Source organism: Streptomyces sp. PTY087I2, assembly GCF_001687325.1.
Taxonomy (GTDB): Bacteria; Actinomycetota; Actinomycetes; order Streptomycetales; family Streptomycetaceae; genus Streptomyces.
Window position 1 is genome coordinate 81,331 of record NZ_LZRD01000010.1, and the last position, 23,584, is coordinate 104,914.

A 23,584-nucleotide genomic window follows, 5' to 3' on the forward strand; every position below is an offset into this window, starting at 1 on the left:
GCGTGGCCTTTGGCGGGGTGGTGCGTGGTCGACCATAAGCGGCCGCCGGACCGTTCATGGCCGACCACTACCGCCCTTTCGGGCGGCCCGCGGGACAGCACGCGTCACCGTGTGTCCCACACTCGGCGGCGGGTCAGCCGGTCAGGGCCCGCCAGGTCACCGGGCCCGCCTCGCCGTCGGCCACCAGCCGGTTGGCGCTCTGGTAGGCGCGGACGGCGCTCGTGGTGACGGATCCGAATCCGCCGTCGACCGCCAGCCCGGCGCTGCGTTTGTTCAGCGCGGTCTGTAGGGCCCGGACGTGGTCCCCGCTGCTGCCCTGCCGCAGCGTGTACACGAGCGCGGGCCAGGTGGCCGGGCCGACCTGGCCGTCGGCCACCAGCCCTTTCGAGCTCTGGAACCGCTTGACGGCGGCGACCGACACGGAACCGTACTGTCCGTCGGCGACCAGCGTGTGGCCTCGCCGGGTCATCAGGCGCTGGATCACGACGACCGTGGCGCCGCTCGCGCCCGGGTCGATCCGCGACCAGCCGCCGGACAGGTCCACACCCCGGGCGGCCAGGAAGCCGACCGGGTTCACCGTGCTGCCGAGGCTTCCCGTGTGCGTCTCGAAGTGGAGGTGCGGCCCGGTCACATTGCCGGTCGCCCCCATGTCGGCGATCCGCTGTCCGGCGGTGACCGTGGCGTTGAGGGCGACGCGGTAGGCGCTGAGGTGCCCGTAGTACGTGTACTGGTTGCCGCCGTGCGCGATCACCAGGGCGTTACCGGTCCGGCCGGGCAGGCCCCCGCCCCACGACCGCCGGACGACCGTGCCCGCGGCCGCCGCGTGGACGGCGGTGCCCGTGGAGTTGCTGACGTCCTGGCCGGCGTGGGAGGCGCCGCCTCGGGGCGCGCCGTAGTGGCCGCCGGCCGGGAACCGGCCCAGGGCGGGATTCGCCCACGCCCCGTTCTTCGCGGCCGCCGCTGCCGCTGCTTCCGCCGCTGCCGAGGCCGCCGCTTCCGCTTCCGCCGCTACGGCCGTGGACGCCCCGGCCGACAGGTTCACGGCGAGCGCGCCCAGTCCCAGGCCGGCCAGCAGCGCTCGACGGGACAGTCCGTGGACCGGGCCGCCCTCCTCGTCCACCGGCGTTTCGGCCGGTACGGCGGTGGTCGCGCAGGATCGGCACATCGTGTCTCCCTCGAAGCGGGCGGGCGAGCTGGGTGCGAGGTTCTACCCGCATAGACGCTAGGGTCGGCCGACCGTCCTGTCAGGGGTCCACGGGCCCACAACGGGGCCCAACGTGCGGAGCGGCAGGCCGTGTTGGCCGACCGCCCCGCACGGGATGTCAGAGCGCGGCGAGTTCGGCGAGCAGCTCCGCGGCCGGCTTCGGGCGGACGAGCCAGCGCAGATGGCTGCCTTCGAGGGTCCGTACGTCGAAGGGGTTGTCGGGCGTGAGCGCGTCGGCCTCGCGGATCATGCGGTCCTGCACGGCGGGCGGAAGGCTGGTGTCGGCGGCCAGGCGCACGTAGGTCCGGGGGATCCGCCCCCAGGTCGCGGCCTGCGCCCGGTCGGCCGACGTACCGACGTCCAGATTCTCGTCGGGCTGGAAGGAGTTGAGGAAGGTCCGGAACTCGTCGTCGGTGAGGTCGGCGGCGAACGCCTGCTTGAACGCGGCGAGCGCCGCCGGGTCGGCCGTACGGAAGTTGACCCGCAGCAGCCCGAGTTCGGCCGGGTTCCCGACGAGCGCGAGGGCCAGGGCTCCCGCGTCGACGTCGGCCATCTCCGGCTCGGCGTAGTAGTCGTTCACGTCCAGATCGACGGGGCACCAGGCGGAGACGTAGACGATCCGGTCGATCAGGTCCGGCCGGGCGTTGGCGACGGCGGTGGCCGTGGCGCCGCCCCGGCTGTGGGCGACGAGGACGGTGGGCCCGTTCCGCTTGGCGCGTTCCAGGACCTCGATCACATGGGCCACGTTGTCCGCGAGGGTGACGCCCTTGATGGCCCCCGGTTCCGCGGCGAGCGCGCCGAGATCCTGGGGCGTCTGGTAGGCGGCGGGGTACGTGGCCCCGAATCCGTGCCCCGGAAGGTCGACCGCGGCCGATCGGTGCCCGAGCAGGGCGAGTTCGGCCTGGAGCGGGGCGAAGGAGAACGAGTTCGCGAAGGCTCCGTGAACGAGGACGAAGGTCGGAAGAGTCGGCATGCTCCCCAGGTTCCACCGGAATGATCTTCAGGGGCAAGGCCCGGGAGGCGAGGTTCTCGGTTTCCGGAGTCCTGTCACCGCTTGGACGAAGGCGACAGTGACGATGCTGGTGGAGGGCCGGGGGTCTGGAGCTCGGCGCGTCGCAGCACCGGGACGGCGATACCGAACACCGCGGCGAGCAAGCAGATTCCCCCGCACACGGTGAAGAACATGGCGGCGCCCCACACCGCCACCGTGACGCCGACGACGGGGAAGAACACCGGGGCGAGGCCCAGCGCGCACAGGGTGGTGACCGACGTGACCCGGCCCAGATACCGCGGGTCGGTCTCCGTCTGGACCAGGGCGCCGGTCACCGCCGCGGTGATTCCGCTGGTCAGCCCGATCAGCGCGCCGAACACGACGGCGTACGGCAGGGATCGCGTATGCCCGAGGGCGACCGCTCCTACGGCCGTGATGAACAACGCGCCGGACATCGCCGGCCCGGCGCGTGGGACGCGGGCCCGGACCGCGAGCAGCAGGGCGGCGGCCCCGGCGCCGATGCTGAACGCGCTCGCGATCCACCCCATGCCCGTGGCGCCCCAGCCGCGTTCGTCCGCCAGGAGCACCAGGCCGGCGGCGACCGGACCGCTGAAGCACATCTCGCTCAGGCCGATCACCGTGACCAGCGGTGCGAGCATCCGGTGCCGGCGGATGTAGCGCAGCCCGTCGATCAACTCGCTCCGGGCAGAGGCGCGTTGAGGTATCGACGGCAGAGGCGAGACACGCACGGCGAGCAGGAGGGCCAGCGAGACGGCGAACAGCGCACCGGCGGCCGCGAGCGCGGCGGCCGCACCGCCCGTCGCGAGGACGACTCCCGCCAGGAGAGGGCCCACGGCGTTGCTCAGCCGGATCGAGAGGCCGCGCATCCCCTGGATCCTGGCGAGTTGTTCCGGGGCCGTGATGCGCGAGGGAAGGGCGCCCACGGCCGGCATGAACACCGCGTCGACCACGCCGAACACCAGGGCCAGCGGGATGAGCAGCCACAGATTCGACGCGATCAGCAGCACCGCCGCCGCGGCGGCGAGAATCACGACGCAGCGGGTCGCGTCACTGGCGACGGCGACCCGGCGCGGCCCGAACCGGTCCGCCACGACGCCTCCGCCGAGCATGAGCACCGCCCGGGGTAACGCCCCGGCGGCGATCACCAGACCGACCTGCGACGGCCCGGCAGCCCGCGTGGCGGACCAGGAAAGGGCGAGGAAGTACACGACGTCACCGGTGACGGACGCGGTGTGGGCGGTGAGCCAGCGCAGGACGTTCAGGTCCCGGTACGCGGGCAGCCCAGGCGGCGGCGCCATGCCGTACGAGGTCATATGCCGCCACCACCCACGTCGAGGTCCACGGTGCCGGGCACGGGAAACGCCTGCACCTGCAACGACACCGGGGCGGCCCCCTGCGGAGCCTCGGCCTCACCGCGCCGGTAGCGGGAGATCACCTCGAACATCTCGGCCCGCATCCGGTCGACCTCCTCCGGAGTCAGCCACAGCGCGAAGTCGCCGTACACGCTGGCCTCGTACCACTCGGCCGGAAGCAGCGGCACCTCCTGGGCGGCCTTCCGCAGCCGGTCGACGCAGGCCAGGGCGACGGCCTGCGCATAGGCGCGCCCCGCTTCGCGCTGCTCGGCGGGCCCGGCGGCCGGGTCATGAACCGACTGGCGGTGCGCGGACTCCCACCACCGCTCACGTCCCGTGCCCCGTTCCGGAGCCTCCACGATGAGCCCGCCCGCCGCGAGACGACGCAGGTGGTAGCTGGCCGAACCCGGGTTGATGCCGAGCTCGTCGGCGATCCGGGTCGCCGTCGACGGACCGCGCTGACGCAGCAGGGTCAGCACGTTCACCCGCAACGGATGAGCGAGCACGCGCAGCCTGGCGGTGTCGAGCTGGATGTCCCGCTCCGTGGCGGGCTCGTCGGACGGGGAAGGGGAGGCCGTGGACGAAGAGGTCATGGACGCAGAGACTAGACCTGCAACAGTTGTGTCGAAAGAGATGTTGTGAACGGTGGAAGGGCCGACCGGCCGTGGCGCGCGACACTTTTGCAAGCACGTGCTTGCAAAAGTTAGCAAGAGTGTTGCACTATCGAGTCATGGCATCACTCAACGTCGGCAATCTCGGTGAGTACCTGCGGGAGCAGCGCCGTGCAGCGCAGCTCTCGTTGCGGCAGCTCGCCGATGCCACCGGGGTGTCGAACCCGTATCTCAGCCAGATCGAGCGCGGTCTGCGCAAGCCCAGCGCGGATGTGCTCCAGCAGGTCGCCAAGGCGCTGCGGATCTCGGCCGAGACCCTGTACGTCCGTGCGGGGATCCTCGACGAGCGGGAGCGGGAGGAGCTGGAGACGCGGGCGGTCATTCTGGCCGATCCGTCGATCAACGAGCGGCAGAAGAACGTTCTGCTCCAGATCTACGACTCCTTCCGCCGCGAGAACGGATTCGCGCCCGGGCCCGACGCGGACGTGAAAGATGACGCGGATGCCGGGCCCCGTAAAGGCGACGAGGCCGGGACGGCCCGTAACGGCGACGACGCCGGTGCGGGTGCCACCGAAGACCAAGACCCTCACAGCTAGCAGCTGGTTCTGATGATCCGGGAGGACCACAGTCATGGCCATCACCGATGACCTGCGCAAGACCCTCACCGACCCCACCCCCCTCTACTTCGCCGCCGGTACGGCCGACCTGGCCGTCCAGCAGGCGCGCAAGGTTCCGGCGCTGATCGAGCAGCTGCGGGCCGAGGCGCCCGAGCGGATCGACGCCGTGCGCAACACCGACCCCAAGGCCGTGCAGGAGAAGGTGACCACGCAGGCCAAGGAGGCCCAGGCCACCGTGCAGGCGAAGGTCACCGAGGTCTTCGGTTCGTTCGACGCCGCCGACCTGAAGAAGCTCGGCGAGAGCGCCCAGGACCTGGCGCTCCGCAGCGTGGGCGTGGCCGCCGAGTACGCGATCAAGGCCCGTGAGACGTACGAGAGGGTCGCCGAGCACGGCGAGCAGACCGTACGGACCTGGCGCGGGGAGACCGCGGAGGAGATCGTCGAGATCGCCGCCGTCGTCGAGGCCGAGCCGAAGGCCACCACCGTCAAGACCGCTCCCAAGGCCACCAAAGTTGCGCCCAAGGGCGAGGCCAAGAGTGCGCCGGCCGCCGGTGGCTCCGTCAAGGCCGCCCCGGCCAAGCCCGCCGCCCCGGTGAAGTCCGCCGAGGCCAAGGCCGCGCCCGCCAAGAAGACGCCCGCGCCGCGCAAGCCCGCGGCCAGGAAGACCCCGCCGGCCGACGGCAAGTGACCCTCACGGGTCCTGGCCCGACGCGGGACCCGTACGCGGGGCCTTGACGCGGGACCCGTACGCGGTACGCGTGACCGGGGCGCGGGGCGGGCACCTTTACGGGTGGCCGGTTCGTTGTCCCGGTACCTTGGCCTTCTCGGCCGCAGGGCGCTCATCCACTCACTAGGCGGTACACAGCATGTTGCTCTCAGGATTCGGCACGATTCTCCAGCTGCTCTATCTGGCGATGCTGGTGCTGGCCGTGGTCGCGTTCGTCTTCGCGGCGACCGCCCGTGAGGACGCCTACCGTGCCGCCGACAAGAAGAAGAAGTCGTTCTGGCTGATCATTCTCGGCATCGCCGTCGCCGTGAACCTGCTCATCCCGATGCTGTTCCTCCAGCTCGCGGGCGTCGTCGCGTCGATCGTGTTCATGGTCGACGTGCGCCCCGCGCTCAAGGAGGTCTCGGGCGGCGGTGGCCGCAGGGGCGGCTCCAGCAGCGACGGCCCGTACGGTCCCTACAACGGCGGGCGCTGAACGCCCAGGGGGCGTCCGACGACGGGTGACACGGGGCGGGAGCGCGGTGCGCTGCCGCCCCGCCGTCGTATCCGCTCCGGATCGCGGCCCAGCAGCAGGACCGCCACATCGTCGGTCAGCTCGCCGCCGTTCAGCTCCCGCACCTCGGCGACCGCCGCCTCCAGCAGCTCCTCGCCCGCCAGGCCCTGTTCCAGCCGGCCGTTGACCATCGCGACCATGCCGTCCTGGCCGAGCCGCTCGCTGCCGCCGGTCCCCACGCGCCCCTCGATGAGCCCGTCCGTGTACATCATCAGGCTCCACGCGCCGCCCAGCTCCACCTGCCGGCGCGGCCACCTCGCCCGCGGCAGCAGCCCCAGCGCCGGGCCGCCGTCCTCGTACGGGAGCAGCCGGGCCGGCCGGCCGTGGCGGGCGAGCAGCGGCGCGGGGTGTCCGGCCAGGCAGAGTCCGGCCCGCCGCCCGTCGGACGCGATGTCGACGGTGCAGAGCGTCGCGAAGATCTCCTCGCTCTGCCGCTCGTGCTCCAGCACCTGCTGGAGCGTGGACAGCAGCTCGTCCCCGCACAGCCCGGCCAGGGTCAGCGCCCGCCAGGCGATCCGCAGCTCGACGCCGAGCGCCGCCTCGTCCGGGCCGTGGCCGCAGACATCGCCGATCATCGCGTGCACCGTGCCGTCCGGGGTGCGGACGACGTCGTAGAAGTCACCGCCGAGAAGGGCGCGGCTGCGGCCGGGCCGGTAGCGCGCGGCGAAGCTCAGGTCGGAGCCGTCCAGCAGCGGGGTGGGGAGCAGGCCGCGTTCCAGGCGGGCGTTCTCCTGGGCGCGCAGCCGGGACTCGGTCAGCTGGTGCTGGGCGATGTCGGCGCGCTTGCGCTCCACGGCGTACCGGATGGCGCGGCTCAGGACGCGGGCGTCCAGCTCGCCCCGAAAAAGGTAGTCCTGCGCCCCGACGCGTACCGCCTCGGCCGCCAGCTCCGTGTCGTCCTCGGCGGTCAGCGCGAGGACCGCGTGCAGCGGGGCGATCCGGAGTACGTGGGTGAGCGCCGCCAGCTCGTCGGCCCGGCCGGAGACGACGGGGCCGTCGCCGGGGCCGCTGTCGGAGCCGGTGACCGGCAGGGCCAGGTCCAGCAGGATGCAGTCCACGTCGTCGGTGAGCAGCCGCGCCGCCTCGGTGAGGTTGCGGGCGGTACGGACGCGGACCCGGGTCCCGGCCGCCGCCGAGAGTTCGGGGACGGTGATGGTGGTGCCCGCCGGGTCGTCCTCGATCACCAGCAGGGTGAGGCCGCCGTGGGAGGTCTCCGCAGCGGGCACGGAGCGCTGCTGCGGTACGGGTACGGGCATCGGTTCTGGTTTCCTTCCCTCCCCCCGAGGGCGCGGCGGGTCGACGATCGACGATCCGCCAGTCGGGGACGATAGCGGTCCGCGGTGGGGGAACGGAATGGCGCGCGGGGAACGGCCCCTGTCATATGCGCCGTCATAAGCCGCGTCCCGACACGGATCCGGCGCGCTGGGCGGCCGTACGGGTGCGGAAGCGCCCATGACAAACATCACGCACCCCCGGACGGCGGCGTGGCCCCGCTCACAGGTGTCGGACCATCACCCGACTCGCCCCGGTGAACCCCGACTCGCCCCGGTGAACCCCTACTTGTCCGGGCGGACCACGCCGAGGATCTTCATCGAGCCCGCGCCCGCCAGCGTGACGTTGCGGCCGGGGCGCGGGGCGTGAACGATCGCGCCGTCGCCGACGTACATCCCGACGTGGCTCGCGTCGGCGTGGTAGATGATCAGGTCGCCGGGGCGCATGTCCCGGATGTCGATGCGCGGCAGCAGCCGCCACTGCTCCTGCGAGGTGCGCGGGATCGGCCGCTTCGCCGCCAGCCAGGCCTGGGACGTCAGGCCGGAGCAGTCGTACGAACCGGGGCCCTCGGCCCCCCACACGTACGGCTTGCCTATCTGCGCCGTCGCGAAGGCCACCGCCGCCGCTCCGGCCTTGCTCGCCTCACCGCTGACGTCCTTGATCGCGCCGGAGGAGAGCCAGGCGGTCTGTGCCTCGTTCGCCGCGTCCTGCTCCAGTTGGCGCAGCCGCTCGCGCTCCTTCTTCTCCAGCTTCGACTCGAGCTTCTCCGCCGCCTTGATCTGCGCGTTGATCTTCTTCTTGGCCTTGGCCTGCTTGACCCGGTTCGCTTCCAGCTTCTCCCAGTTGGCGCTGGCGTCCTGGGTGTACGTCTCCAGGTCCTGCTGCGTCTGGTTCAGCTCGGCCAGCAGCGACTTGGAGGCCTGCTGGCTCTGGCGGACCTTGTTGATCCCGTCCAGGAAGAGCTTCGGGTCGTTGCTCAGGGCCAGCTGCGCGCCGGGCGGCAGGCCGCCGTTGCGGTACTGCTCGCGGGCCTGGGCGCCGGCCCGGTCCTTCAGCGCGGCGATGCGCGCCTGGCCGTCGACGATCGCCTTGGCCAGCTTCACGATCTCGCCGGACTGCTTCTTCGTCTGCTCCTCGGCGAGGTTGTACGCGTCGGTCGCCGCGCCCGCCTTCCGGTACAGCGTCTCGATCTCCTCGCGGACCTTCTCCAGGTCCGCGTTGGAGTAGCGCTGCGGCCCGTCGGTCCGGGCGGAGGACGAGGAGGGCGAGGGCTCCTGAACCGGGGCGGCCGAGGCCTGGCCCGTGGACGTCAGCAGGGCCAGCGCACAGACCAGCGTGATGGCCGCCGTGGCGCAGTGGCGTCGGTTCACGGGCTCCCCCTCCGGGCACATACCTGACTTACCGTCAGTAACTTTTCGGCAACGTCGCGATCGTGCCATGTCGTCCTTCAAAGCAACAGAGGCCGACGGCACCCGGCGCGTCACATATCGCCCGCACGGGACCAGTTCGCCAGGAACCCCCCCGGCTGCGTCCTCCCCACCCACAGGGACGAACGACGCCCCCGTGGCGTTCCCGGAGCGGGCGATCTCCGCCCGTGAGAGGGAAAGTTCAGCGGGAGCCGGGGCGCAGCGCGTCCCACTCCACCGTGATCTCGCCCTGCCGCCACCGACGTACCCCGTCCACCACCGGCCAGTCGGCCGCCACCGCCCGCACCGCCGCGATCCAGCGCTGCCGCGCGCCCAGCGAGGCGTACGGGGAGGCCGCCGCCCACGCCCGGTCGAAGTCCCGCAGGAACGCGTGGACCGGCTCGCCCGGCACATTGCGGTGGATCAGCGCCTTCGGCAGGCGTTCCGCCAGGTCGGACGGGCGCTCCAGCGAGCCGAGCCGGGTCGCGAAGGTGACCGTGCGCGGCCCCTCGGGCCCCAGCGCCACCCAGACGTGCCGGCGGCCGATCTCGTCGCAGGTCCCCTCCACCAGGAGCCCGTCCGTGTCCAGCCGGGCACACAGCCGCGCCCAGACCTCGGCGACCTGGTCCTCGTCGTACTGGCGCAGCACGTTCGCCGCCCGGATGAGCAGGGGCCGCACCGCCAGGGGCACCTCGAAACCGCCGTGCACGAAGGTGAGCCCGTCACGCTCGTACGGCTTCGCCGCCGCGACCCGGTCCGGGTCGATCTCGATCCCCGTCACCTCGGTGCGCGGCTCGGCGGTACGCAGGCGGGCCAGCAGCTCGACGGCGGTCCAGGGGGCCGCCCCGTACCCGAGATCGACGGCCACGGGCGTCCCGGCGCGGCGCAGCGCGGGGCCGTGGGCGTCGGCGATCCAGCGGTCCATGCGGCGCAGCCGGTTGGGGTTGGTGGTCCCGCGGGTGGCGGTGCCGATGGGGCGCTGGCGCATGGGTCGAGCGTATGCGACGCGGTGCGGGGTACCCGGTCCCACCTGGTCCGGTCCGGCCCTTCAGGCCCAGCCCGGTCCCGCCCGGGTGTGCGTGCGACGCGCCGTGGGCCGCGTAATGATTTGGCAAAGCGGAAATGAAAGACGGCATTCCACTGTTTCGACCTTCGGAGGGACCGCACGCCCTCTCCCGCAGCATGCCCCTATCGAGGAGGACCGACGAGGTGAGCCAGTACGTCTCCCGGCTCGGCTCCACCCGGACGGCCGCGCGCCTCAGGTTTCCCGGAGGCTTCTCCGGGGCGTCCCGCAAGCCGCGCCGCATCGCGATGCTCTCCGTGCACACCTCCCCGCTCCACCAGCCCGGTACCGGCGACGCGGGCGGGATGAACGTCTACATCGTCGAGCTGGCCAAGCGCCTCGCCGCGATCAACATCGAGGTCGAGATCTTCACCCGGGCGACCACCGGCTCCCTCGCCCCCGCGGTCGAGCTGGCCCCCGGCGTCCTGGTCCGGCACGTCGACGCCGGACCGTACGAAGGTCTCGCCAAGGAGGACCTGCCCGCCCAGCTCTGCGCCTTCACCCACGGAGTGATGCAGGCCTGGGCCGGTCAGCGCCCCGGCTACTACGACCTCGTGCACTCCCACTACTGGCTCTCCGGCCAGGTCGGCTGGCTCGCCGCCCAGCGCTGGGGCGTCCCGCTCGTGCACGCCATGCACACCATGGCCAAGGTCAAGAACGCCGCGCTCGCCGAGGGCGACACCCCCGAGCCGCCCGCCCGGGTCATCGGCGAGACCCAGATCGTGAACGCCTCCGACCGGCTGATCGCCAACACCGCCGAGGAGGCCGACGAGCTCGTCCGCTTCTACGGCGCCGACCCGGCCGCCGTCGCCGTCGTCCACCCCGGCGTCAACCTCGACCGCTTCCGCCCCGCCGACGGCCGCGCCGCCGCGCGCGCCCGGCTCGGCCTGCCGCAGGACGCGCTGATCCCGCTCTTCGCGGGCCGCATCCAGCCGCTGAAGGCCCCGGACGTGCTGCTGCGCGCGGTGGCCGTGCTGCTGGACCGGGACCCGTCGCTGCGCTCGCGCATCGTGGTGCCGGTGGTCGGCGGGCCGAGCGGCAGCGGGCTCGCCAAGCCCGAGGGGCTCCAGAAGCTGGCCGCGCGCCTCGGCATCGCCGACGTCGTACGGTTCTGCCCGCCGGTGGGCCAGGACCTGCTGGCGGACTGGTTCCGGGCCGCTTCGGTGCTGGTCATGCCCTCGTACAGCGAGTCCTTCGGCCTGGTCGCGATCGAGGCCCAGGCGACCGGTACGCCGGTGGTCGCCGCGGCCGTGGGCGGGCTGCCGGTGGCGGTGCGCGACGAGGTCAGCGGCTTTCTGATACCCGGGCACGAGCCGGAGGCGTACGCCCGCGCGCTCGGACGGTTCGCGGACGCGCCGGAGCTGGTCGAGCGGATGGGGGAGGCCGCCGCGGCGCACGCCCAGTCCTTCGGCTGGGACACGGCCGCGTCGGCGACCGCCGATGTGTACACGGCCGCGCTCTGCGACCACCGCCGCCGGGCCCGGACGCACCACGGCTGATCGCCCGAGGCCCCTCCTGCCGCCCGCCCCCCGCTGTCGTACGCTCGCTGCATGGCTGACGCACCCGACGAGACAGCAGCGGCCCAGGTCATCGAGGCGACGCTGAACGATGCCGGGCTCGTATGGGAGAGCCCGGAGCGCGGCAACTACGTCGTGACCCTGCCGGGCACCCGCAAGCTGTCGACGACCTGTTCCCTGATCGTCGGCAAGCACTCCCTCTCCCTCAACGCGTTCGTCGTCCGGCACCCGGACGAGAACGACGCCGAGGTGCACCGCTGGCTGCTGGAGCGCAACCTCCGCCTGTTCGGGGTGAGTTACGCGATCGACTCGCTCGGCGACGTCTATCTGGTCGGCAAGCTCCCCCTGGCGGTGGTCACCCCCGAGGAGCTGGACCGGCTGCTCGGCGTGGTCCTCGAAGCGGCCGACGGGGCGTTCAACACCCTGCTGGAGCTGGGGTTCGCGAACTCGATCCGCAAGGAGTACGCGTGGCGGGTGGCGCGCGGTGAGTCCACCCGCAACCTGGAAGCGTTCAGCCATCTGACCCGGGATACGTCCGACAGCTGACGCTTACCTCCACTGCCTCCACGGCTTTCTCTCGGCGGCGCACGGGTCTTTCCCTGCGCCGCCGAGGCATGCCATGCTCGCCGCCAACGCACACATGAACGTCATTCATATACATGAAAGACCTTCCATGAAAGGCGGATCGGGTATGGCGACGCATCAGGGGACGGGAAGCGGCGGGAGCGGCGGGGGCGAGGTCGCCAGGCGTACGGTCCTCGGCGGCGCCGTGGCCGTAGCGGCGGCCGCCGCGACCGGAGCCGCCACGGCCGGGTCGGCCCACGCCTCGGCGGCCCGAGAGCCGGCGGCCCGAGCCTCGGCCGCCCGCCCGGTCCGGGAGGCCGCTCTGTGGCGGGAGTTCGCCGCCGCCCCCTTCACCCACCCCCAGATCCCCTACGTCGGCCGCGCCGGCCACCGCGCGGGATCCGGCCTCCCGCGCGGTGGCCGGCGTGGCCTCGTCATCGACGTCGTACGCGACCACGGAGCCCGCCCCGACGGCTCGGCCGACGCCGCGCCCGCGATCAACCGTGCCGTCGCCGCCGCCGGAGAGCGCGGCGGCGGCACGGTGACCGTCCCGGCGGGGACGTACCGCATCGACGACATCATCCGCATCGGCCACAGCGACGTCGTGGTGCGCGGCGCGGGCAGCGGGGCGACGACGCTGTACGCGACCCGCAGTCTCACCGAGCTGATCGGGGCGTACGGCAGCCGTTACGGCGGCGACAAGTCCAGCTGGTCCTGGGCCGGCGGCCTCATCTGGCTCTGCCCCAAGGACCGTTGGGCCTCGCTGACCGACGCGATCCGCGCCCGGGAATGGCCCTTCGAGGGCTGGACCGGCAACCGCCGCGACGCCTGGCGCACCCTCGCCGTCCCGGCCCCGGCCCGCCGAGGCGACCGTACGATCACCGTCCCCGCCGCCGACGCCCGGAATCTGCGGCCCGGACAGCTCGTCCTCCTCCGCCTCGCCGACGACCCCGGCCACACGCTGCTCCAGCACATGGCGGGCGACGGCGAGGGCGCGCGGGCGTACACCTGGGCCGACAAGACCAAGCTGACCTCGTACGTTCCCTACGAATGGCCGGTCCGCGTCACAGGCGTACAAGACCGCCGGATCACCCTGGAACGACCCCTTCCGCTCGATGTGCGCCCCGAGTGGGACCCCCGGCTGACCACCCTCGTCACTCCGCTCACCGGGTCCGGCGTCGAGGGCCTCACCCTGGAGGCGGTCGAGAAGCCGCAGGCCCCGCACCTGCTCGACCAGGGGTACAACGGGCTCGCGTTCCAGTGCGCGTACGACTGCTGGGCCGACGACGTCACCGTCCGGCACGTCGACAACGGCTTCGGCCTGATCGGCGCGTCCGCCTGCACCCTGCGCCGTACGAAGGTCGAGGGGCGCGGCGCGCACCACCCGTACTACTGCCGCGAGGGCTCGCACGACAACCTGATCGAGGACTTCACCATCGCCGCCCGCACCACCCCCGCGCCCGTCGGCACCCAGCTCCACGGCATCAACGTCGAGGGCCTGTCCAGCTACAACGTCTGGTCGCGCGGCCGGATGGAGACGGGCACGTTCGACTCGCACCGGGGGATGCCGTTCGCCAACGTCCGCACCGACATCACGGTGAACAACGACGGCGTCCACGGCGGCGACGCCAGCGCGGGCCCGCTGTTCGGGGCGCGCTTCACCCACTGGAACATCCGGGTCACCAACGAGCGGGCCGGGCTGATGAAGATCGACGGCCTCGCCCCGTACAGCGCGACCGTGGGCATCAACGAGGTACGGGAGTTCGGCCAGATCGACGTCCCCGACTTCACCGGCGACCTGCACACCCGCCTGGAGACGTACGGGAGTCCGGAGACGGTCCGGCCGGCCAACCTGTACGAGGCGCAGCGGGGTGTACGTCTGCGCTGACGTACTTCCGGGGTGCTCAGCTACCGCGCTTCCGGACCGCGTCCAGGGCGTCGACGAGATGGGGAGCGACCAACTCCCAGGTCTCGTCGGCGGCTTCGGGCCCGACGGCGCGGGGCACGGTCTCGACGAGCATGATGAGGTACAGATAACTCCGGTACAGGGCATAGCGGGTCCGGAGTGTGTCCGTGAACTCCACGCTCCCGCCGCTCGATTCGGCGTACCCGGCGAGGAAGTCCCGGTCCCGCTCGATGTCGTCGAAGAGCGCGAGTGAGACGAAGTCGGCCACCGGGTCGCCCCAGAACATCCGCTCCCCGTCGATGACCCCGCCGATCGTCCGCGCGCCCGGCTCGCCCGTGACCAGCAGGTTTCCCGGCCACAGGTCGAAGTGCACGAGGGTGGGCCGGGTCACCTCGTCCAGGACGTGGGCCGCGCCCGCCAGCACCGTACGGATGTCGCCGACGGGGTACGGCAGCCGGGCCCGGTAGGTCTCGGCGTCGGCGAGCACGGCCTCGGTCATCGCCGTGAACGCGGTACGCCACGTGGGGGCGAGCGGCCCGAACGGCTCGGCGGGGTAGCCGAATCCGGACCCGGCGGGCCCGGTCACGGTGTGCAGGCGTCCGACGAGCCGCCCGAGTTCGGCGCGCAGCCGGGGTTCGTCGCCGTCGTCCGCCGTGGGGGCCGTCTCGTGCCAGGGGCGGCCGGGGCGGGCGGTCATCACCAGGTACGCGCCGGTCGGCGCGGCCGGATCCGCCTCGCTGCGGACGACCCGGGGGACCGCGGGGCCGCCGGCCCGCGCGGCGGCGGTGCAGAACGCGACCTCGTTGACCAGGAGGTCGCGTTCGTAGCGCAGGGCGGCGGTGTGCGGCGGGGGCGTCTTGACCACCCAGTCGCGGCCGTCGGCGAGCGTGACGCGCGTGACGGTGTTGTACGTGCCGCCGGTGAGCGGGACGATCGACGCGATGTCGCGCTCACCGACCCCGAGGGCGTCGAGAACACGCAGGAGAGGGGCAGCGGGGGCCTGGTCGGACATGCGGATGACGTCCTTTCGGGAGGGTTGTAGAGCCCTTCCGCACAGTACGTTCACAGGGTGATCACAGCAGAATCACGATCATGGAAGGGCGTTGCCGGACCGGTCTTCGATCGCGGGTTCGATCGTAAGGTGTGGATCACTGCGACGGCCCGTCCCAGGCGGCGTCGAAGTGCCGTACGGAAGAGGGGCGGTTGCTCATCGAACCGGAGAGAAGAACCATGCGCGCCACTGCCGTACGACGTACCGCCCTCGCCGCCTCCGCGGCCGCCCTCGCCCTGCTGGCCACCGCATGCAGCGGCTCGTCGGACGCCGACGGCAAGGACGGCAAGGACGAGAAGGGCGCCGCGAGCGGAAGCAGCTCGGCCCCGAAGGCGCCGAAGGCCCCGGCCAAGGCGCTCACCGCCGCCGAGTTGGAGAAGGCCACCCTCGCCCAGGGCGACGTCGAAGGCACCCGGATCACCAAGACGGGTCCGGCCGACGAGGTCGCGGCGGACGGCGTCAAGGTCGACAAGGAGGCCTGCCTGCCCGTCGCCCACGCCATGTACGGCGTGGCGCAGAAGGGGGCGGTGGCCACCACCAAGCGCAAGGTGATCGACGAGCCGAAGGCCGGCGGCAAGAAGTCGCTGGAGGACGTGGCGAAGGGCGAAGGCGCCGACGCGTTCAAGGACGCCTTCAACCTGACGTCCACGTCAATCGCGCTGCACTCGTACGAGGGGACGGCCGGCCCGGACGCGTTCGCCGCGCTGAAGAAGGCCGCGGCGGACTGCGCGGGCGGCTTCACCGCCACGGTCGCGGGGACGCCGACGAAGGTCGTCTCGATGACCGAGGAGAAGGTCACCGGCGGCGACGAGGCGGTGGCCTGGACGGTCACCACCGAGGACGAAGGCGCCACCGCGCCGGTCAAGCTGGTCGCGCTGCGCAAGGAAAGCAGCGTGGCGACGTTCTTCGCCTTCAACCTGGCGGCGGCGGGCGGCGGCGACGTGAAGTTCGAGCTGCCGACGGCGGTCGTCGCGGCGCAGGACAAGAAGCTCGCCTGACGTACGCCCGCGGCGCCTCTGTCCTGATCCACCACGGGGCAGGGGCGCCGCCGCGGTCGTGGGGGATCAGGGCAGAGGCACGAGCCGGACGACGGTCACGGTCAGCACGGACCTGGAGACGTAGTAGAGGACGATGGCCCCGGCGACGGTCGCCTCACGCCGGTCCTGTTCGCTCTTGACGGCGGTGGAGGCGTGGCCGTACGGCTCCTCGCCGAGCGTGCGGGCCATCTCGTCCCGGAAGGACTCGCCGCCGCGCATCTTGGCCAGGGTGTCGTCGGCGGGCGGTGCGTAGGAGATGCGGAAGCTCAAGCGACGCTCCGCCTCTCGGCCTCGTCCCGCGCGAGCCGGTCCAGGATCTTCTCGGCCTCGGGATCGGGGACGGCCTCCAGCATCCAGTGCCGCATGACGGCCTGGATCTCGTGCACCCCCGCCTCGTTGATCGCGAGGTCGAACTCCTCGCGTCTCTCCTCGGGGAGCGTGGCCCGGATGTCCGGGATGCTGTTGGGCACCTCGACCTCGGTACCGCCGACGAAGGTCTTCAGAGACTCACCCATGATCGCTCTCCTCGATCTCCTTGCCCTGGAGGGTGCCGTCACGGACAGCGCGACGGCATGGGCTCACCGTAGTGCGTACGAGGGGTGTTTCGGCCGATCCGACCGGGCACGGATCGGCCACGGATCACGGGACAGCCCTGAGCCTCGCCTCGACCCGGTCGCGCAGGAGCGCGTACTCCTCCTGGAGCCGCGGCAGCTCGCCGGGCGGCCGGACGACGACGTCCCCGCCCACGACGACCTCCTCGGGCCCGAACTGCTCCCGGGTCAGATCGATCTCGACGCCCATGCCCAGCCGGTTCCACCAGTGGAAGTCGGTACGCACCCCGTCGACATGGACCTCGCCCCGTACCAGCTCCCCACCGAGCAGATCGTTGAGCACCATGGCGGTGACCCCGCACTGATCCCGCGCCGGATTGTCCGGAGTCCAGCGGTCGCGGTACTCCGGGGTGCAGGTCTCGGCGCTCCAACTGCTGCGCAGGGCCTGTTCGATGTCGCTGAGGAGATGGACCGTCATGCAGACCATCGTGGCAGGCGGCACTGACAACAGGGCCGCTCCGCTGCCACCCCCACTTCTTCGGCCCGCCGTCCGGCGGCGCCAACCGCCCCCCTCCATTGTCCCCTTGCCCCCGGGAATTACGTCGACAGGGGCCGCGGGCGCCCGGCAGAGTGGTCGCCCGTGACCAGCAGCGAACTGTGGACCCGTGAGACCGCCGACCGCTACGACGCCGAGGAGGCCGAGAACTCCTCGCCCGCCGCCCTCGAACCGACCCTCGACTTCCTCGCCGAACTCGCCGGGGACGGCCGGGCCCTGGAGTTCGCCATCGGAACCGGCCGCGTGGGCGTGCCGCTGCGGCAACGCGGTGTACCGGTGACGGGCATCGAACTCTCCGAGCCGATGGCGGCGGTGCTCCGCCGCAAGGCCGACGAGAAGACCCTCCCGGTGGTGATCGGGGACATGGCCGCCACGGTCGTCCCCGGCGAGTTCACCCTGGTCTACCTCGTCTACAACACCATCGGGAACCTGCTCACCCAGGACGAACAGGTCGCATGCTTCGAGAACGCGGCCCGTCATCTGGCCCCCGGCGGCCGCTTCGTCATCGAACTGTCCGTACCGCCACTGCGGTTCCTGCCGCCCGGCCAGGTCGCGGTGCCGTTCGACGTGTCCGAGCGGCACCTCGGCTTCGACACCTTCGATCTGGTCGAGCAGACCCTCGTCTCGTACCACTTCACCCGCGACGGCGACGACGGCCGTTACCGCCGAGGCACCTGCCGCCAGCGCTACGCCTGGCCGGCCGAGCTGGACCTGATGGCCCGCATCGCGGGGCTGGAGCTGGAGAGCCGGGCCGCGGACTGGGACGGGACGCCGTTCGGCCCGGACTCCGGCAAGCACATCTCTGTGTGGCGCAAGCCGGCTGTCTGAGCCGGAGAAGGCGAGCCCGACCGGACGGACCGAGCCCCCAGCCCGCGGAGAAACGGACCGAGCCCCCCGCCCGCGGAAAAACCGCCGGCAGGGGGCTCGGGAGATGAGCTAGGTGCGGGCTACTACTTCTTGCCCTGGTTCTTCACGGCCTCGATCGCGGCCTTCGCCGCGTCCGGGTCGAGGTACGTGCCGCCCGGCTTCAGCGGCTTGAAGTCGGCGTCGAGCTCGTAGGAGAGCGGGATGCCGGTCGGGATGTTGAGGCCCGCGATGTCCTCGTCCGAGATGCCGTCCAGGTGCTTCACCAGGGCGCGGAGGCTGTTGCCGTGCGCGGCGACCAGGACCGTGCGGCCCGTGAGGAGGTCCGGGACGATGCTGTCGAACCAGTACGGGAGCATGCGGACGACGACGTCCTTCAGGCACTCCGTGTCCGGGCGCAGCTCCGGGGGGAGGGTCGCGTAGCGCGGGTCGTCGAACTGGCTGTACTCCGCGTCGCGGGCCAGCGGCGGCGGCGGGGTGTCGTACGAGCGGCGCCACAGCATGAACTGCTCCTCGCCGAACTCGGCGAGCGTCTGCGCCTTGTCCTTGCCCTGGAGCGCGCCGTAGTGGCGCTCGTTCAGGCGCCAGGAGCGGCGGACCGGGATCCACAGGCGGTCGGCGGACTCCAGGGCCAGCTGCGCGGTGCGGATCGCGCGGCGCTGGAGGGAGGTGTGCAGGACGTCGGGGAGCAGACCGGCGTCCTTGAGCAGCTCACCGCCGCGGACTGCTTCCTTCTCGCCCTTTTCGGTGAGGTTGACGTCCACCCAACCGGTGAACAGGTTCTTCGCGTTCCATTCGCTCTCGCCGTGGCGGAGGAGGATCAGCTTGTACGGTGCGTCGGCCATGAGCCCGAGCGTAATCGAACCCGTGCGGCCCCCGCGCGCCCGCCCGTAACGCGGACAGCGCCGGGCCGCGAGCGCCCGGGCCTCGGACGATTGACGGGGGGCGTCAATCCAGTGGCGGGCGGGGAGCCGGGCTTCGTAATGTCTCGGTCGGGGTCGGGGGTGTTACCCGAGGCCCGTTCCGCGTCGCATCCGTATCCGTCCGTACGTCCCGTGGGGGGAATCCTTATGTCCGTCGCCGGTCTGCGATCAGCCGCCCGCGAGACCGTCTCCGGGATGCCCCGCGAGTTCTGGTGGCTGTGGACCAGCACCCTGGTCAACCGCCTCGGCGCGTTCGTCGCGACCTTCATGGCCCTCTACCTGACCCTGGACCGGGGCTACTCCGCCTCGTACGCGGGGCTCGTCGCCGCCCTCCACGGGCTCGGCGGGGTCATCTCCTCGCTCGGCGCGGGCGTGATGACCGATCGCCTCGGGCGGCGGCCCACCATGCTGATCGCCCAGACGTCGACCGCCGTGTCCGTGGCGGTGCTCGGGTTCATGCATCACCCCTTCGCCATCGCCGCCGTGGCGTTCTTCGTCGGCATGGCGAGCAACGCGTCCCGCCCCGCCGTCCAGGCGATGATGGCGGACATCGTGCCCCCGAAGGACCGCGTCCGGGCCTTCTCGCTCAACTACTGGGCCATCAACCTCGGCTTCGCGATCTCCTCCGCCGGGGCCGGTTTCATCGCCGAGTACAGCTACCTCGCCGGATTCATCGGCGAGGCCCTGATGACACTTGTCTGCGCGATCCTCGTCTTCCTGAAGGTCCCGGAGTCACGGCCCGAGGAAGCGGTGGTCAGGACCGTCGGCGGCAAGGGGCCCCAGGACGAGGTGCGGCTCACCACCGTCCTGCGCGACGGGCGCTTCATGGGCGTCGTGGGGCTGTCGTTCCTGGTGGCGCTGATCTTCCAGCAGGGGTACGTGGCGCTGCCGGTGGCGATGGGCACGGACGGGCTGTCCAGCTCCGACTTCGGTACCGCCATCGCCGTCAACGGCGTGCTGATCGTGGTCCTCCAGATCCCCGTCACGCGCTTCATCCAGAACCGCGACCCGCGCCGGCTGCTGATCCTCTCCTCGCTGCTCGCCGGGTACGGCTACGGGCTCACCGCCTTCGCCGGGTCGGTCGGCGCGTACGCCCTGACGGTGTGCGTCTGGACGCTGGCCGAGATCGTGAACGCGCCCACCCAGACGGGCCTGGTCGTTCAGCTGTCGCCCGCCCGGGGCCGGGGCCGCTATCAGGGCATGTACACGATGTCCTGGTCGGTGGCCGCGCTCGTCGCCCCGCTGATGTCCGGCTTTGTGATCGACCACTACGGCGCGTCCTGGCTCTGGGCCCTCTGCGCCGTGATCGGCACCGTCGCCGGCTTCGGCTACTGGCTGCTGATGCGCAACCTGCCGCGCGAGGAGCACGCCGCGGCGGACACCCTGCCCGAGCCCGCGCCCGTCCCGGCCGAGGCCCGCCCGGACCAGGCCGAACCGGAGGCCGCACCCGCGGCGGCGGTGGAACGGGCCTGCTGAACCCTCGGCGCCCACCCGGGCCTCGCACCGGGTGGGCGCCGCGCGTTCGCCATCCGTACGGGGACCTGTACGGGTCAGCCGCAGCAGCCGCCGCACTGGCACGGGGCACCCGACTGGCAGCCGCACCCGCAGCCCGACCCGCATCCGCAGGCGCCGAGCAAGGTCAGGTGCACCACTTCGGTCGGGGTCTCCTGCTGGGGTTCGGTCGTGGGGGAATCGGCCATGGTCCCTCCTCAGGGCATACGGCTGGGCGGCGGACGCCGGTGCGCCGCCGCCGGGGACGTACGGCATGGCCCACCGCGTACGGCCATGGCGCCGCCCCCGCCCCATTGCATGCCCATCCCGGCGGGCGCATCAACGGCGCACACGCGCAGGAACGTATGTGCGACATGCGTACGCCGGTGGAGCGCCGGTGGTACGCGGAAGGCGCCCCCGCCCGTCCCCCGCGCGCCCCGGCCAAGAGCCCCCGGCCAGGAAACCCCGGCTACGCGCCCTCGACCGGGGCCGTCGACTGGATCTCGTCCGCGTGCTCACCCGTCACCAGGTAGACCACGCGCTTGGCGACCGACACCGCGTGGTCGGCGAAGCGCTCGTAGTAGCGGCCCAGCAGCGTCACGTCGACGGCCGTCTCGATGCCGTGCTTCCAGCGGTCGTCCATCAGGTGCTGGAACAGCGTGCGGTGCAGCAGGTCCATCTCGTCGTCGTCCTGCTCCAGCTGGAGCGCCAGATCGACGTCCTTGGTGATGATGACCTCGGCCGCCTTGGCCATCAGGCGCTGGGCGAGCTGGCCCATCTCCAGGATCGTGGCGTGCAGGTCGTGCGGGACCGCCGACTGCGGGAAGCGCAGCCGGGCCAGCTTCGCCACATGCTGGGCGAGGTCGCCCGAGCGCTCCAGGTCGGCGCTCATCCGCAGCGAGGTCACCACGATGCGGAGGTCCGTCGCCACCGGCTGCTGGCGGGCCAGGAGCGCGATGGCGCGGGCCTCCAGGTCGTGCTGGAGGTCGTCGACCTTCTGGTCGCCGGCGATCACGTTCTCCGCCAGCGTCAGGTCGGCGTCGAGCATGGACGTGGTCGCCCGCCCGATCGCCGAGCCGACCAGCCGGGCCATCTCGACCAGGCCTTCTCCGATCGAATCGAGTTCCTCGTGGTAAGCGTCGCGCATGGAAGTCCCTCTCCAGTTCCAGACTGAGGCCGGGGTCTCGGACCGACCCCCACGGTGCCACGGTGGGGCCGTAACGCGTCCGGATCCGGCCCCCTAAGTGAACCGACTCCTACCCCTCGGTGAACTCTGGGCGACGAGTGTTCGAGATGGCACTCGGACGGCTGGGAGGGACTCGTCGCACCCGCATAACCTTGAAGCATGGACGTGAACGCGGCGGTCGCCGCAGCTGCGGCGATCGCCGGTCTCCTGACCGGTGTGATCGCCATGCTGGCGTTCCGCTGGAGCGAGCGCGACCTGAAACGGCCCACGCGCACCTCGCTGCGGCCGGACAGCAACGCGGCTCTTCCCCCCGGAGTGGACACCGTCCTCTCCGTCCTCAGCTCCTCCGCCGTCGTCCTCGACGAGAGCGACAGCGTGGTCAAGGCCAGCTCCGCGGCGTACGCCCTGGGCCTGGTGCGGGGCGGCCGGCTGGCCGTCGAGCCGATGCTCAACATGGCCAGGGACACCCGGCGGGACGGCGAGATACGACAGGTCGAGCTGGACCTGCCCCGGCGCGGCACGGGCCGGGGCGACACCCTCGCCGTCTCCGCCCGGGTCGCCCCGCTGGGCTCGCGGCTGGTGCTGCTGCTGGTGGAGGACCTCACCGAGGCCCGCCGGATAGAAGCGGTACGGCGCGACTTCGTCGCCAACGTCAGCCATGAGCTCAAGACCCCGACCGGAGCGCTCTCCCTGCTCTCCGAGGCGGTCATGGACGCCTCCGACGACCCGGAGGCGGTGGAGCGGTTCGCCGGGCGGATGCAGATCGAGGCGACCCGGCTCACCAACCTCGTACAGGAGCTCATCGACCTCTCCCGGGTGCAGAACGACGACCCGCTGGAGGACGCCGAGCCGGTCAAGGTGGAGACGCTGGTCGCCGAGGCGATCGACCGCTGCCGCCAGCAGGCCGGCTCCAAGCAGATCACCATGGCCTCCGCGGGCGCCGAGGGCCTCACGGTCTGGGGCAACCGCGGCCAGCTCGTCGGCGCGCTCGGCAACCTCGTCGAGAACGCCGTCAACTACAGCCCCGCCCACACCCGCGTCGGCATCGCCGCACGCCGCCTCGCCTCGCCGGGCGGGGACCTCATCGAGATAGCCGTCACCGACCAGGGCATCGGCATCTCCGAGAAGGACCGCGAACGGGTCTTCGAACGCTTCTACCGCGTCGACCCGGCCCGTTCCCGGGCCACCGGTGGCACCGGTCTCGGCCTCGCCATCGTCAAACACGTGGCCGCCTCGCACGGCGGGGAGGTCACCGTCTGGAGCTCCGAGGGACAGGGCTCCACCTTCACCCTCCGGCTGCCCGAAACGGGCGCCACGAGGGAGCGCACCACCGGCGGACCGCTTATCGTCAACGGCGACGACGAGGGGCCGTACGAGACCGACACCTTTGACCCCTTTCCCGCCCCGGAGGCTCTTCCGTGACCCGAGTGCTTGTCGTCGAGGATGAGGAATCCTTCAGCGACGCCCTGTCCTACATGCTGCGCAAGGAAGGTTTCGAGGTCGCCATCGCGGCGACCGGCCCCGACGGGCTGGACGAGTTCGAGCGCAACGGCGCCGACCTGGTCCTCCTCGACCTGATGCTGCCCGGCCTGCCCGGCACCGAGGTGTGCCGCCAGCTCCGCAGCCGCTCCAACGTCCCGGTGATCATGGTCACCGCCAAGGACAGCGAGATCGACAAGGTCGTCGGGCTGGAGATAGGAGCCGACGACTACGTCACCAAGCCCTTCTCCTCCCGCGAGCTCGTCGCCCGCATCCGTGCCGTCCTGCGCCGCCGCGGCGAGCCGGAGGAGGTCACCCCGGCCGCCCTGGAGGCGGGCCCGGTCCGGATGGACGTCGACCGGCACGTCGTCACCGTCTCCGGTGGCAAGGTCGACCTCCCGCTCAAGGAGTTCGACCTCCTGGAGATGCTCCTGCGCAACGCGGGCCGCGTGCTCACCCGTATGCAGCTCATCGACCGGGTCTGGGGCGCGGACTACGTCGGCGACACCAAGACCCTCGACGTCCACGTCAAGCGCCTGCGCGCCAAGATCGAGCCCGACCCGGGCGCCCCGCGCTACCTCGTCACCGTGCGGGGCCTGGGGTACAAGTTCGAGCCGTAAACCGCGGGCTGCTCAGTCCTGC

General features: G+C 71.9%; 24 protein-coding genes. 11 read left to right on the plus strand and 13 right to left on the minus strand.

Annotated elements, in window-relative coordinates; translation table 11 throughout:
* Positions 1 to 133: 133 nt before the first annotated feature.
* The 4 genes from A3Q37_RS12970 to A3Q37_RS12985 form a co-directional block, all read right to left on the minus strand.
* The gene (locus tag A3Q37_RS12970; RefSeq protein ID WP_079137770.1) at positions 134 to 1,165 is read right to left on the minus strand and encodes a peptidoglycan-binding protein; all 1,032 of its coding nucleotides are present in this window, start codon (positions 1,163 to 1,165) and stop codon (positions 134 to 136) included.
* Between the two features lie 157 nt (positions 1,166 to 1,322).
* On the minus strand, positions 1,323 to 2,177 hold the full coding sequence (locus A3Q37_RS12975) for an alpha/beta fold hydrolase (RefSeq protein ID WP_065482820.1): 855 nt from the start codon (positions 2,175 to 2,177) through the stop codon (positions 1,323 to 1,325).
* A 74-nt stretch (positions 2,178 to 2,251) separates the two neighbouring features.
* Positions 2,252 to 3,529, minus strand: a complete 1,278-nt coding sequence (locus tag A3Q37_RS12980; protein WP_065482822.1) for an MFS transporter — start codon at positions 3,527 to 3,529, stop codon at positions 2,252 to 2,254.
* Complete coding sequence (locus tag A3Q37_RS12985; protein ID WP_065482825.1) at positions 3,526 to 4,161, minus strand: transcriptional regulator; 636 nt, start codon at positions 4,159 to 4,161, stop codon at positions 3,526 to 3,528. Before A3Q37_RS12985 ends, A3Q37_RS12980 begins: the two co-directional genes overlap by 4 nt.
* 137 nt (positions 4,162 to 4,298) lie before the next feature.
* Between A3Q37_RS12985 and A3Q37_RS12990 the strand changes: the two genes are divergently transcribed.
* From A3Q37_RS12990 to A3Q37_RS13000, 3 genes are all read left to right on the plus strand, one after another.
* The gene (locus tag A3Q37_RS12990) at positions 4,299 to 4,775 is read left to right on the plus strand and encodes a helix-turn-helix domain-containing protein (protein ID WP_065482828.1); all 477 of its coding nucleotides are present in this window, start codon (positions 4,299 to 4,301) and stop codon (positions 4,773 to 4,775) included.
* A gap of 34 nt (positions 4,776 to 4,809) precedes the next feature.
* Entirely contained in the window at positions 4,810 to 5,484 is a 675-nt protein-coding gene (locus A3Q37_RS12995; protein WP_065482831.1) for a hypothetical protein, read from the plus strand.
* Positions 5,485 to 5,662: 178 nt separating this feature from the next.
* Entirely contained in the window at positions 5,663 to 5,998 is a 336-nt protein-coding gene (locus A3Q37_RS13000) for a DUF2516 family protein (RefSeq protein ID WP_030581978.1), read from the plus strand.
* Here the strand turns inward: A3Q37_RS13000 and A3Q37_RS13005 are convergent.
* From A3Q37_RS13005 to A3Q37_RS13015, 3 genes are all read right to left on the minus strand, one after another.
* On the minus strand, positions 5,980 to 7,332 hold the full coding sequence (locus tag A3Q37_RS13005; protein WP_065482834.1) for a PP2C family protein-serine/threonine phosphatase: 1,353 nt from the start codon (positions 7,330 to 7,332) through the stop codon (positions 5,980 to 5,982). The genes A3Q37_RS13000 and A3Q37_RS13005 overlap by 19 nt on opposite strands.
* A 300-nt stretch (positions 7,333 to 7,632) precedes the next feature.
* Positions 7,633 to 8,718 carry a C40 family peptidase gene (locus tag A3Q37_RS13010; RefSeq protein ID WP_065482837.1) on the minus strand — a complete coding sequence of 362 codons (1,086 nt, stop codon included), beginning with the start codon at positions 8,716 to 8,718 and terminating at the stop codon, positions 7,633 to 7,635.
* 238 nt (positions 8,719 to 8,956) lie between these two features.
* Complete coding sequence (locus A3Q37_RS13015) at positions 8,957 to 9,742, minus strand: methylase (protein ID WP_065482840.1); 786 nt, start codon at positions 9,740 to 9,742, stop codon at positions 8,957 to 8,959.
* A 221-nt stretch (positions 9,743 to 9,963) separates the two neighbouring features.
* On the opposite strand from A3Q37_RS13015, the gene mshA reads away from it, so the two are divergent.
* From mshA to A3Q37_RS13030, 3 genes are all read left to right on the plus strand, one after another.
* Positions 9,964 to 11,316, plus strand: coding sequence for a D-inositol-3-phosphate glycosyltransferase (mshA, locus tag A3Q37_RS13020; RefSeq protein WP_065482843.1), 1,353 nt, complete (start codon positions 9,964 to 9,966; stop codon positions 11,314 to 11,316).
* 51 nt (positions 11,317 to 11,367) lie between these two features.
* A complete protein-coding gene (locus tag A3Q37_RS13025; protein ID WP_065482847.1) occupies positions 11,368 to 11,880 on the plus strand; it encodes a YbjN domain-containing protein in 513 nt (170 codons plus the stop codon).
* Positions 11,881 to 12,025: 145 nt separating this feature from the next.
* Positions 12,026 to 13,786 (plus strand): glycosyl hydrolase family 28-related protein, encoded by a 1,761-nt coding sequence (locus A3Q37_RS13030; protein WP_065482850.1) that lies wholly within the window; start codon positions 12,026 to 12,028, stop codon positions 13,784 to 13,786.
* A gap of 16 nt (positions 13,787 to 13,802) precedes the next feature.
* Here the strand turns inward: A3Q37_RS13030 and A3Q37_RS13035 are convergent, their stop codons facing one another.
* Positions 13,803 to 14,816, minus strand: a complete 1,014-nt coding sequence (locus A3Q37_RS13035; RefSeq protein ID WP_065482852.1) for a phosphotransferase family protein — start codon at positions 14,814 to 14,816, stop codon at positions 13,803 to 13,805.
* A gap of 218 nt (positions 14,817 to 15,034) precedes the next feature.
* Here A3Q37_RS13035 and A3Q37_RS13040 point away from each other — a divergent pair, with 218 nt between their 5' ends.
* Positions 15,035 to 15,853, plus strand: coding sequence for a hypothetical protein (locus A3Q37_RS13040; RefSeq protein WP_065482855.1), 819 nt, complete (start codon positions 15,035 to 15,037; stop codon positions 15,851 to 15,853).
* A 66-nt stretch (positions 15,854 to 15,919) separates the two neighbouring features.
* On the opposite strand, the gene A3Q37_RS13045 is transcribed toward A3Q37_RS13040, so the two are convergent.
* From A3Q37_RS13045 to A3Q37_RS13055, 3 genes are all read right to left on the minus strand, one after another.
* Complete coding sequence (locus A3Q37_RS13045) at positions 15,920 to 16,162, minus strand: hypothetical protein (protein WP_065482858.1); 243 nt, start codon at positions 16,160 to 16,162, stop codon at positions 15,920 to 15,922.
* Positions 16,159 to 16,407, minus strand: a complete 249-nt coding sequence (locus A3Q37_RS13050; protein WP_010063563.1) for a hypothetical protein — start codon at positions 16,405 to 16,407, stop codon at positions 16,159 to 16,161. Before A3Q37_RS13050 ends, A3Q37_RS13045 begins: the two co-directional genes overlap by 4 nt.
* 124 nt (positions 16,408 to 16,531) lie before the next feature.
* Positions 16,532 to 16,921: a hypothetical protein gene (locus A3Q37_RS13055; RefSeq protein WP_065483339.1), complete on the minus strand. Its 390-nt coding sequence runs from the start codon at positions 16,919 to 16,921 to the stop codon at positions 16,532 to 16,534.
* Between the two features lie 162 nt (positions 16,922 to 17,083).
* Here A3Q37_RS13055 and A3Q37_RS13060 point away from each other — a divergent pair, with 162 nt between their 5' ends.
* Positions 17,084 to 17,827: a class I SAM-dependent methyltransferase gene (locus A3Q37_RS13060; protein ID WP_065482860.1), complete on the plus strand. Its 744-nt coding sequence runs from the start codon at positions 17,084 to 17,086 to the stop codon at positions 17,825 to 17,827.
* Positions 17,828 to 17,949: 122 nt separating this feature from the next.
* Here A3Q37_RS13060 and A3Q37_RS13065 read toward each other — a convergent pair whose 3' ends face one another.
* Positions 17,950 to 18,708, minus strand: a complete 759-nt coding sequence (locus A3Q37_RS13065) for a phosphoglyceromutase (protein WP_065482863.1) — start codon at positions 18,706 to 18,708, stop codon at positions 17,950 to 17,952.
* Between the two features lie 225 nt (positions 18,709 to 18,933).
* On the opposite strand from A3Q37_RS13065, the gene A3Q37_RS13070 reads away from it, so the two are divergent.
* Entirely contained in the window at positions 18,934 to 20,262 is a 1,329-nt protein-coding gene (locus tag A3Q37_RS13070) for an MFS transporter (RefSeq protein ID WP_065482866.1), read from the plus strand.
* 484 nt (positions 20,263 to 20,746) lie between these two features.
* Here A3Q37_RS13070 and phoU read toward each other — a convergent pair whose 3' ends face one another.
* Positions 20,747 to 21,424, minus strand: a complete 678-nt coding sequence (phoU, locus tag A3Q37_RS13075; protein WP_065482868.1) for a phosphate signaling complex protein PhoU — start codon at positions 21,422 to 21,424, stop codon at positions 20,747 to 20,749.
* Between the two features lie 198 nt (positions 21,425 to 21,622).
* Here phoU and A3Q37_RS13080 point away from each other — a divergent pair, with 198 nt between their 5' ends.
* Positions 21,623 to 22,885 (plus strand): cell wall metabolism sensor histidine kinase WalK, encoded by a 1,263-nt coding sequence (locus A3Q37_RS13080; RefSeq protein ID WP_006125648.1) that lies wholly within the window; start codon positions 21,623 to 21,625, stop codon positions 22,883 to 22,885.
* Positions 22,882 to 23,562: a response regulator transcription factor gene (locus tag A3Q37_RS13085; protein WP_003968183.1), complete on the plus strand. Its 681-nt coding sequence runs from the start codon at positions 22,882 to 22,884 to the stop codon at positions 23,560 to 23,562. Before A3Q37_RS13080 ends, A3Q37_RS13085 begins: the two co-directional genes overlap by 4 nt.
* The last annotated feature ends 22 nt before the right edge of the window (positions 23,563 to 23,584 follow it).

What these genes read in the sequence shown, in the direction of transcription:
- A3Q37_RS13040 (WP_065482855.1), top strand. Translation starts at nt 15,035, where the DNA reads ATGCGCGCCACTGCCGTACGACGTACCGCCCTCGCCGCCTCCGCGGCC.
- A3Q37_RS12990 (WP_065482828.1), top strand. Translation starts at nt 4,299, where the DNA reads ATGGCATCACTCAACGTCGGCAATCTCGGTGAGTACCTGCGGGAGCAG.
- A3Q37_RS13030 (WP_065482850.1), top strand. Translation starts at nt 12,026, where the DNA reads ATGGCGACGCATCAGGGGACGGGAAGCGGCGGGAGCGGCGGGGGCGAG.
- A3Q37_RS12995 (WP_065482831.1), top strand. Translation starts at nt 4,810, where the DNA reads ATGGCCATCACCGATGACCTGCGCAAGACCCTCACCGACCCCACCCCC.
- A3Q37_RS13035 (WP_065482852.1), bottom strand. Translation starts at nt 14,816, where the DNA reads ATGTCCGACCAGGCCCCCGCTGCCCCTCTCCTGCGTGTTCTCGACGCC.
- A3Q37_RS13050 (WP_010063563.1), bottom strand. Translation starts at nt 16,407, where the DNA reads ATGGGTGAGTCTCTGAAGACCTTCGTCGGCGGTACCGAGGTCGAGGTG.
- A3Q37_RS12980 (WP_065482822.1), bottom strand. Translation starts at nt 3,529, where the DNA reads ATGACCTCGTACGGCATGGCGCCGCCGCCTGGGCTGCCCGCGTACCGG.
- phoU (WP_065482868.1), bottom strand. Translation starts at nt 21,424, where the DNA reads ATGCGCGACGCTTACCACGAGGAACTCGATTCGATCGGAGAAGGCCTG.
- A3Q37_RS13070 (WP_065482866.1), top strand. Translation starts at nt 18,934, where the DNA reads ATGTCCGTCGCCGGTCTGCGATCAGCCGCCCGCGAGACCGTCTCCGGG.
- A3Q37_RS13025 (WP_065482847.1), top strand. Translation starts at nt 11,368, where the DNA reads ATGGCTGACGCACCCGACGAGACAGCAGCGGCCCAGGTCATCGAGGCG.
- A3Q37_RS13055 (WP_065483339.1), bottom strand. Translation starts at nt 16,921, where the DNA reads ATGACGGTCCATCTCCTCAGCGACATCGAACAGGCCCTGCGCAGCAGT.
- A3Q37_RS13000 (WP_030581978.1), top strand. Translation starts at nt 5,663, where the DNA reads ATGTTGCTCTCAGGATTCGGCACGATTCTCCAGCTGCTCTATCTGGCG.
- A3Q37_RS13005 (WP_065482834.1), bottom strand. Translation starts at nt 7,332, where the DNA reads ATGCCCGTACCCGTACCGCAGCAGCGCTCCGTGCCCGCTGCGGAGACC.
- A3Q37_RS12970 (WP_079137770.1), bottom strand. Translation starts at nt 1,165, where the DNA reads ATGTGCCGATCCTGCGCGACCACCGCCGTACCGGCCGAAACGCCGGTG.
- A3Q37_RS12985 (WP_065482825.1), bottom strand. Translation starts at nt 4,161, where the DNA reads ATGACCTCTTCGTCCACGGCCTCCCCTTCCCCGTCCGACGAGCCCGCC.
- A3Q37_RS13065 (WP_065482863.1), bottom strand. Translation starts at nt 18,708, where the DNA reads ATGGCCGACGCACCGTACAAGCTGATCCTCCTCCGCCACGGCGAGAGC.
- A3Q37_RS13015 (WP_065482840.1), bottom strand. Translation starts at nt 9,742, where the DNA reads ATGCGCCAGCGCCCCATCGGCACCGCCACCCGCGGGACCACCAACCCC.
- A3Q37_RS13080 (WP_006125648.1), top strand. Translation starts at nt 21,623, where the DNA reads ATGGACGTGAACGCGGCGGTCGCCGCAGCTGCGGCGATCGCCGGTCTC.
- A3Q37_RS12975 (WP_065482820.1), bottom strand. Translation starts at nt 2,177, where the DNA reads ATGCCGACTCTTCCGACCTTCGTCCTCGTTCACGGAGCCTTCGCGAAC.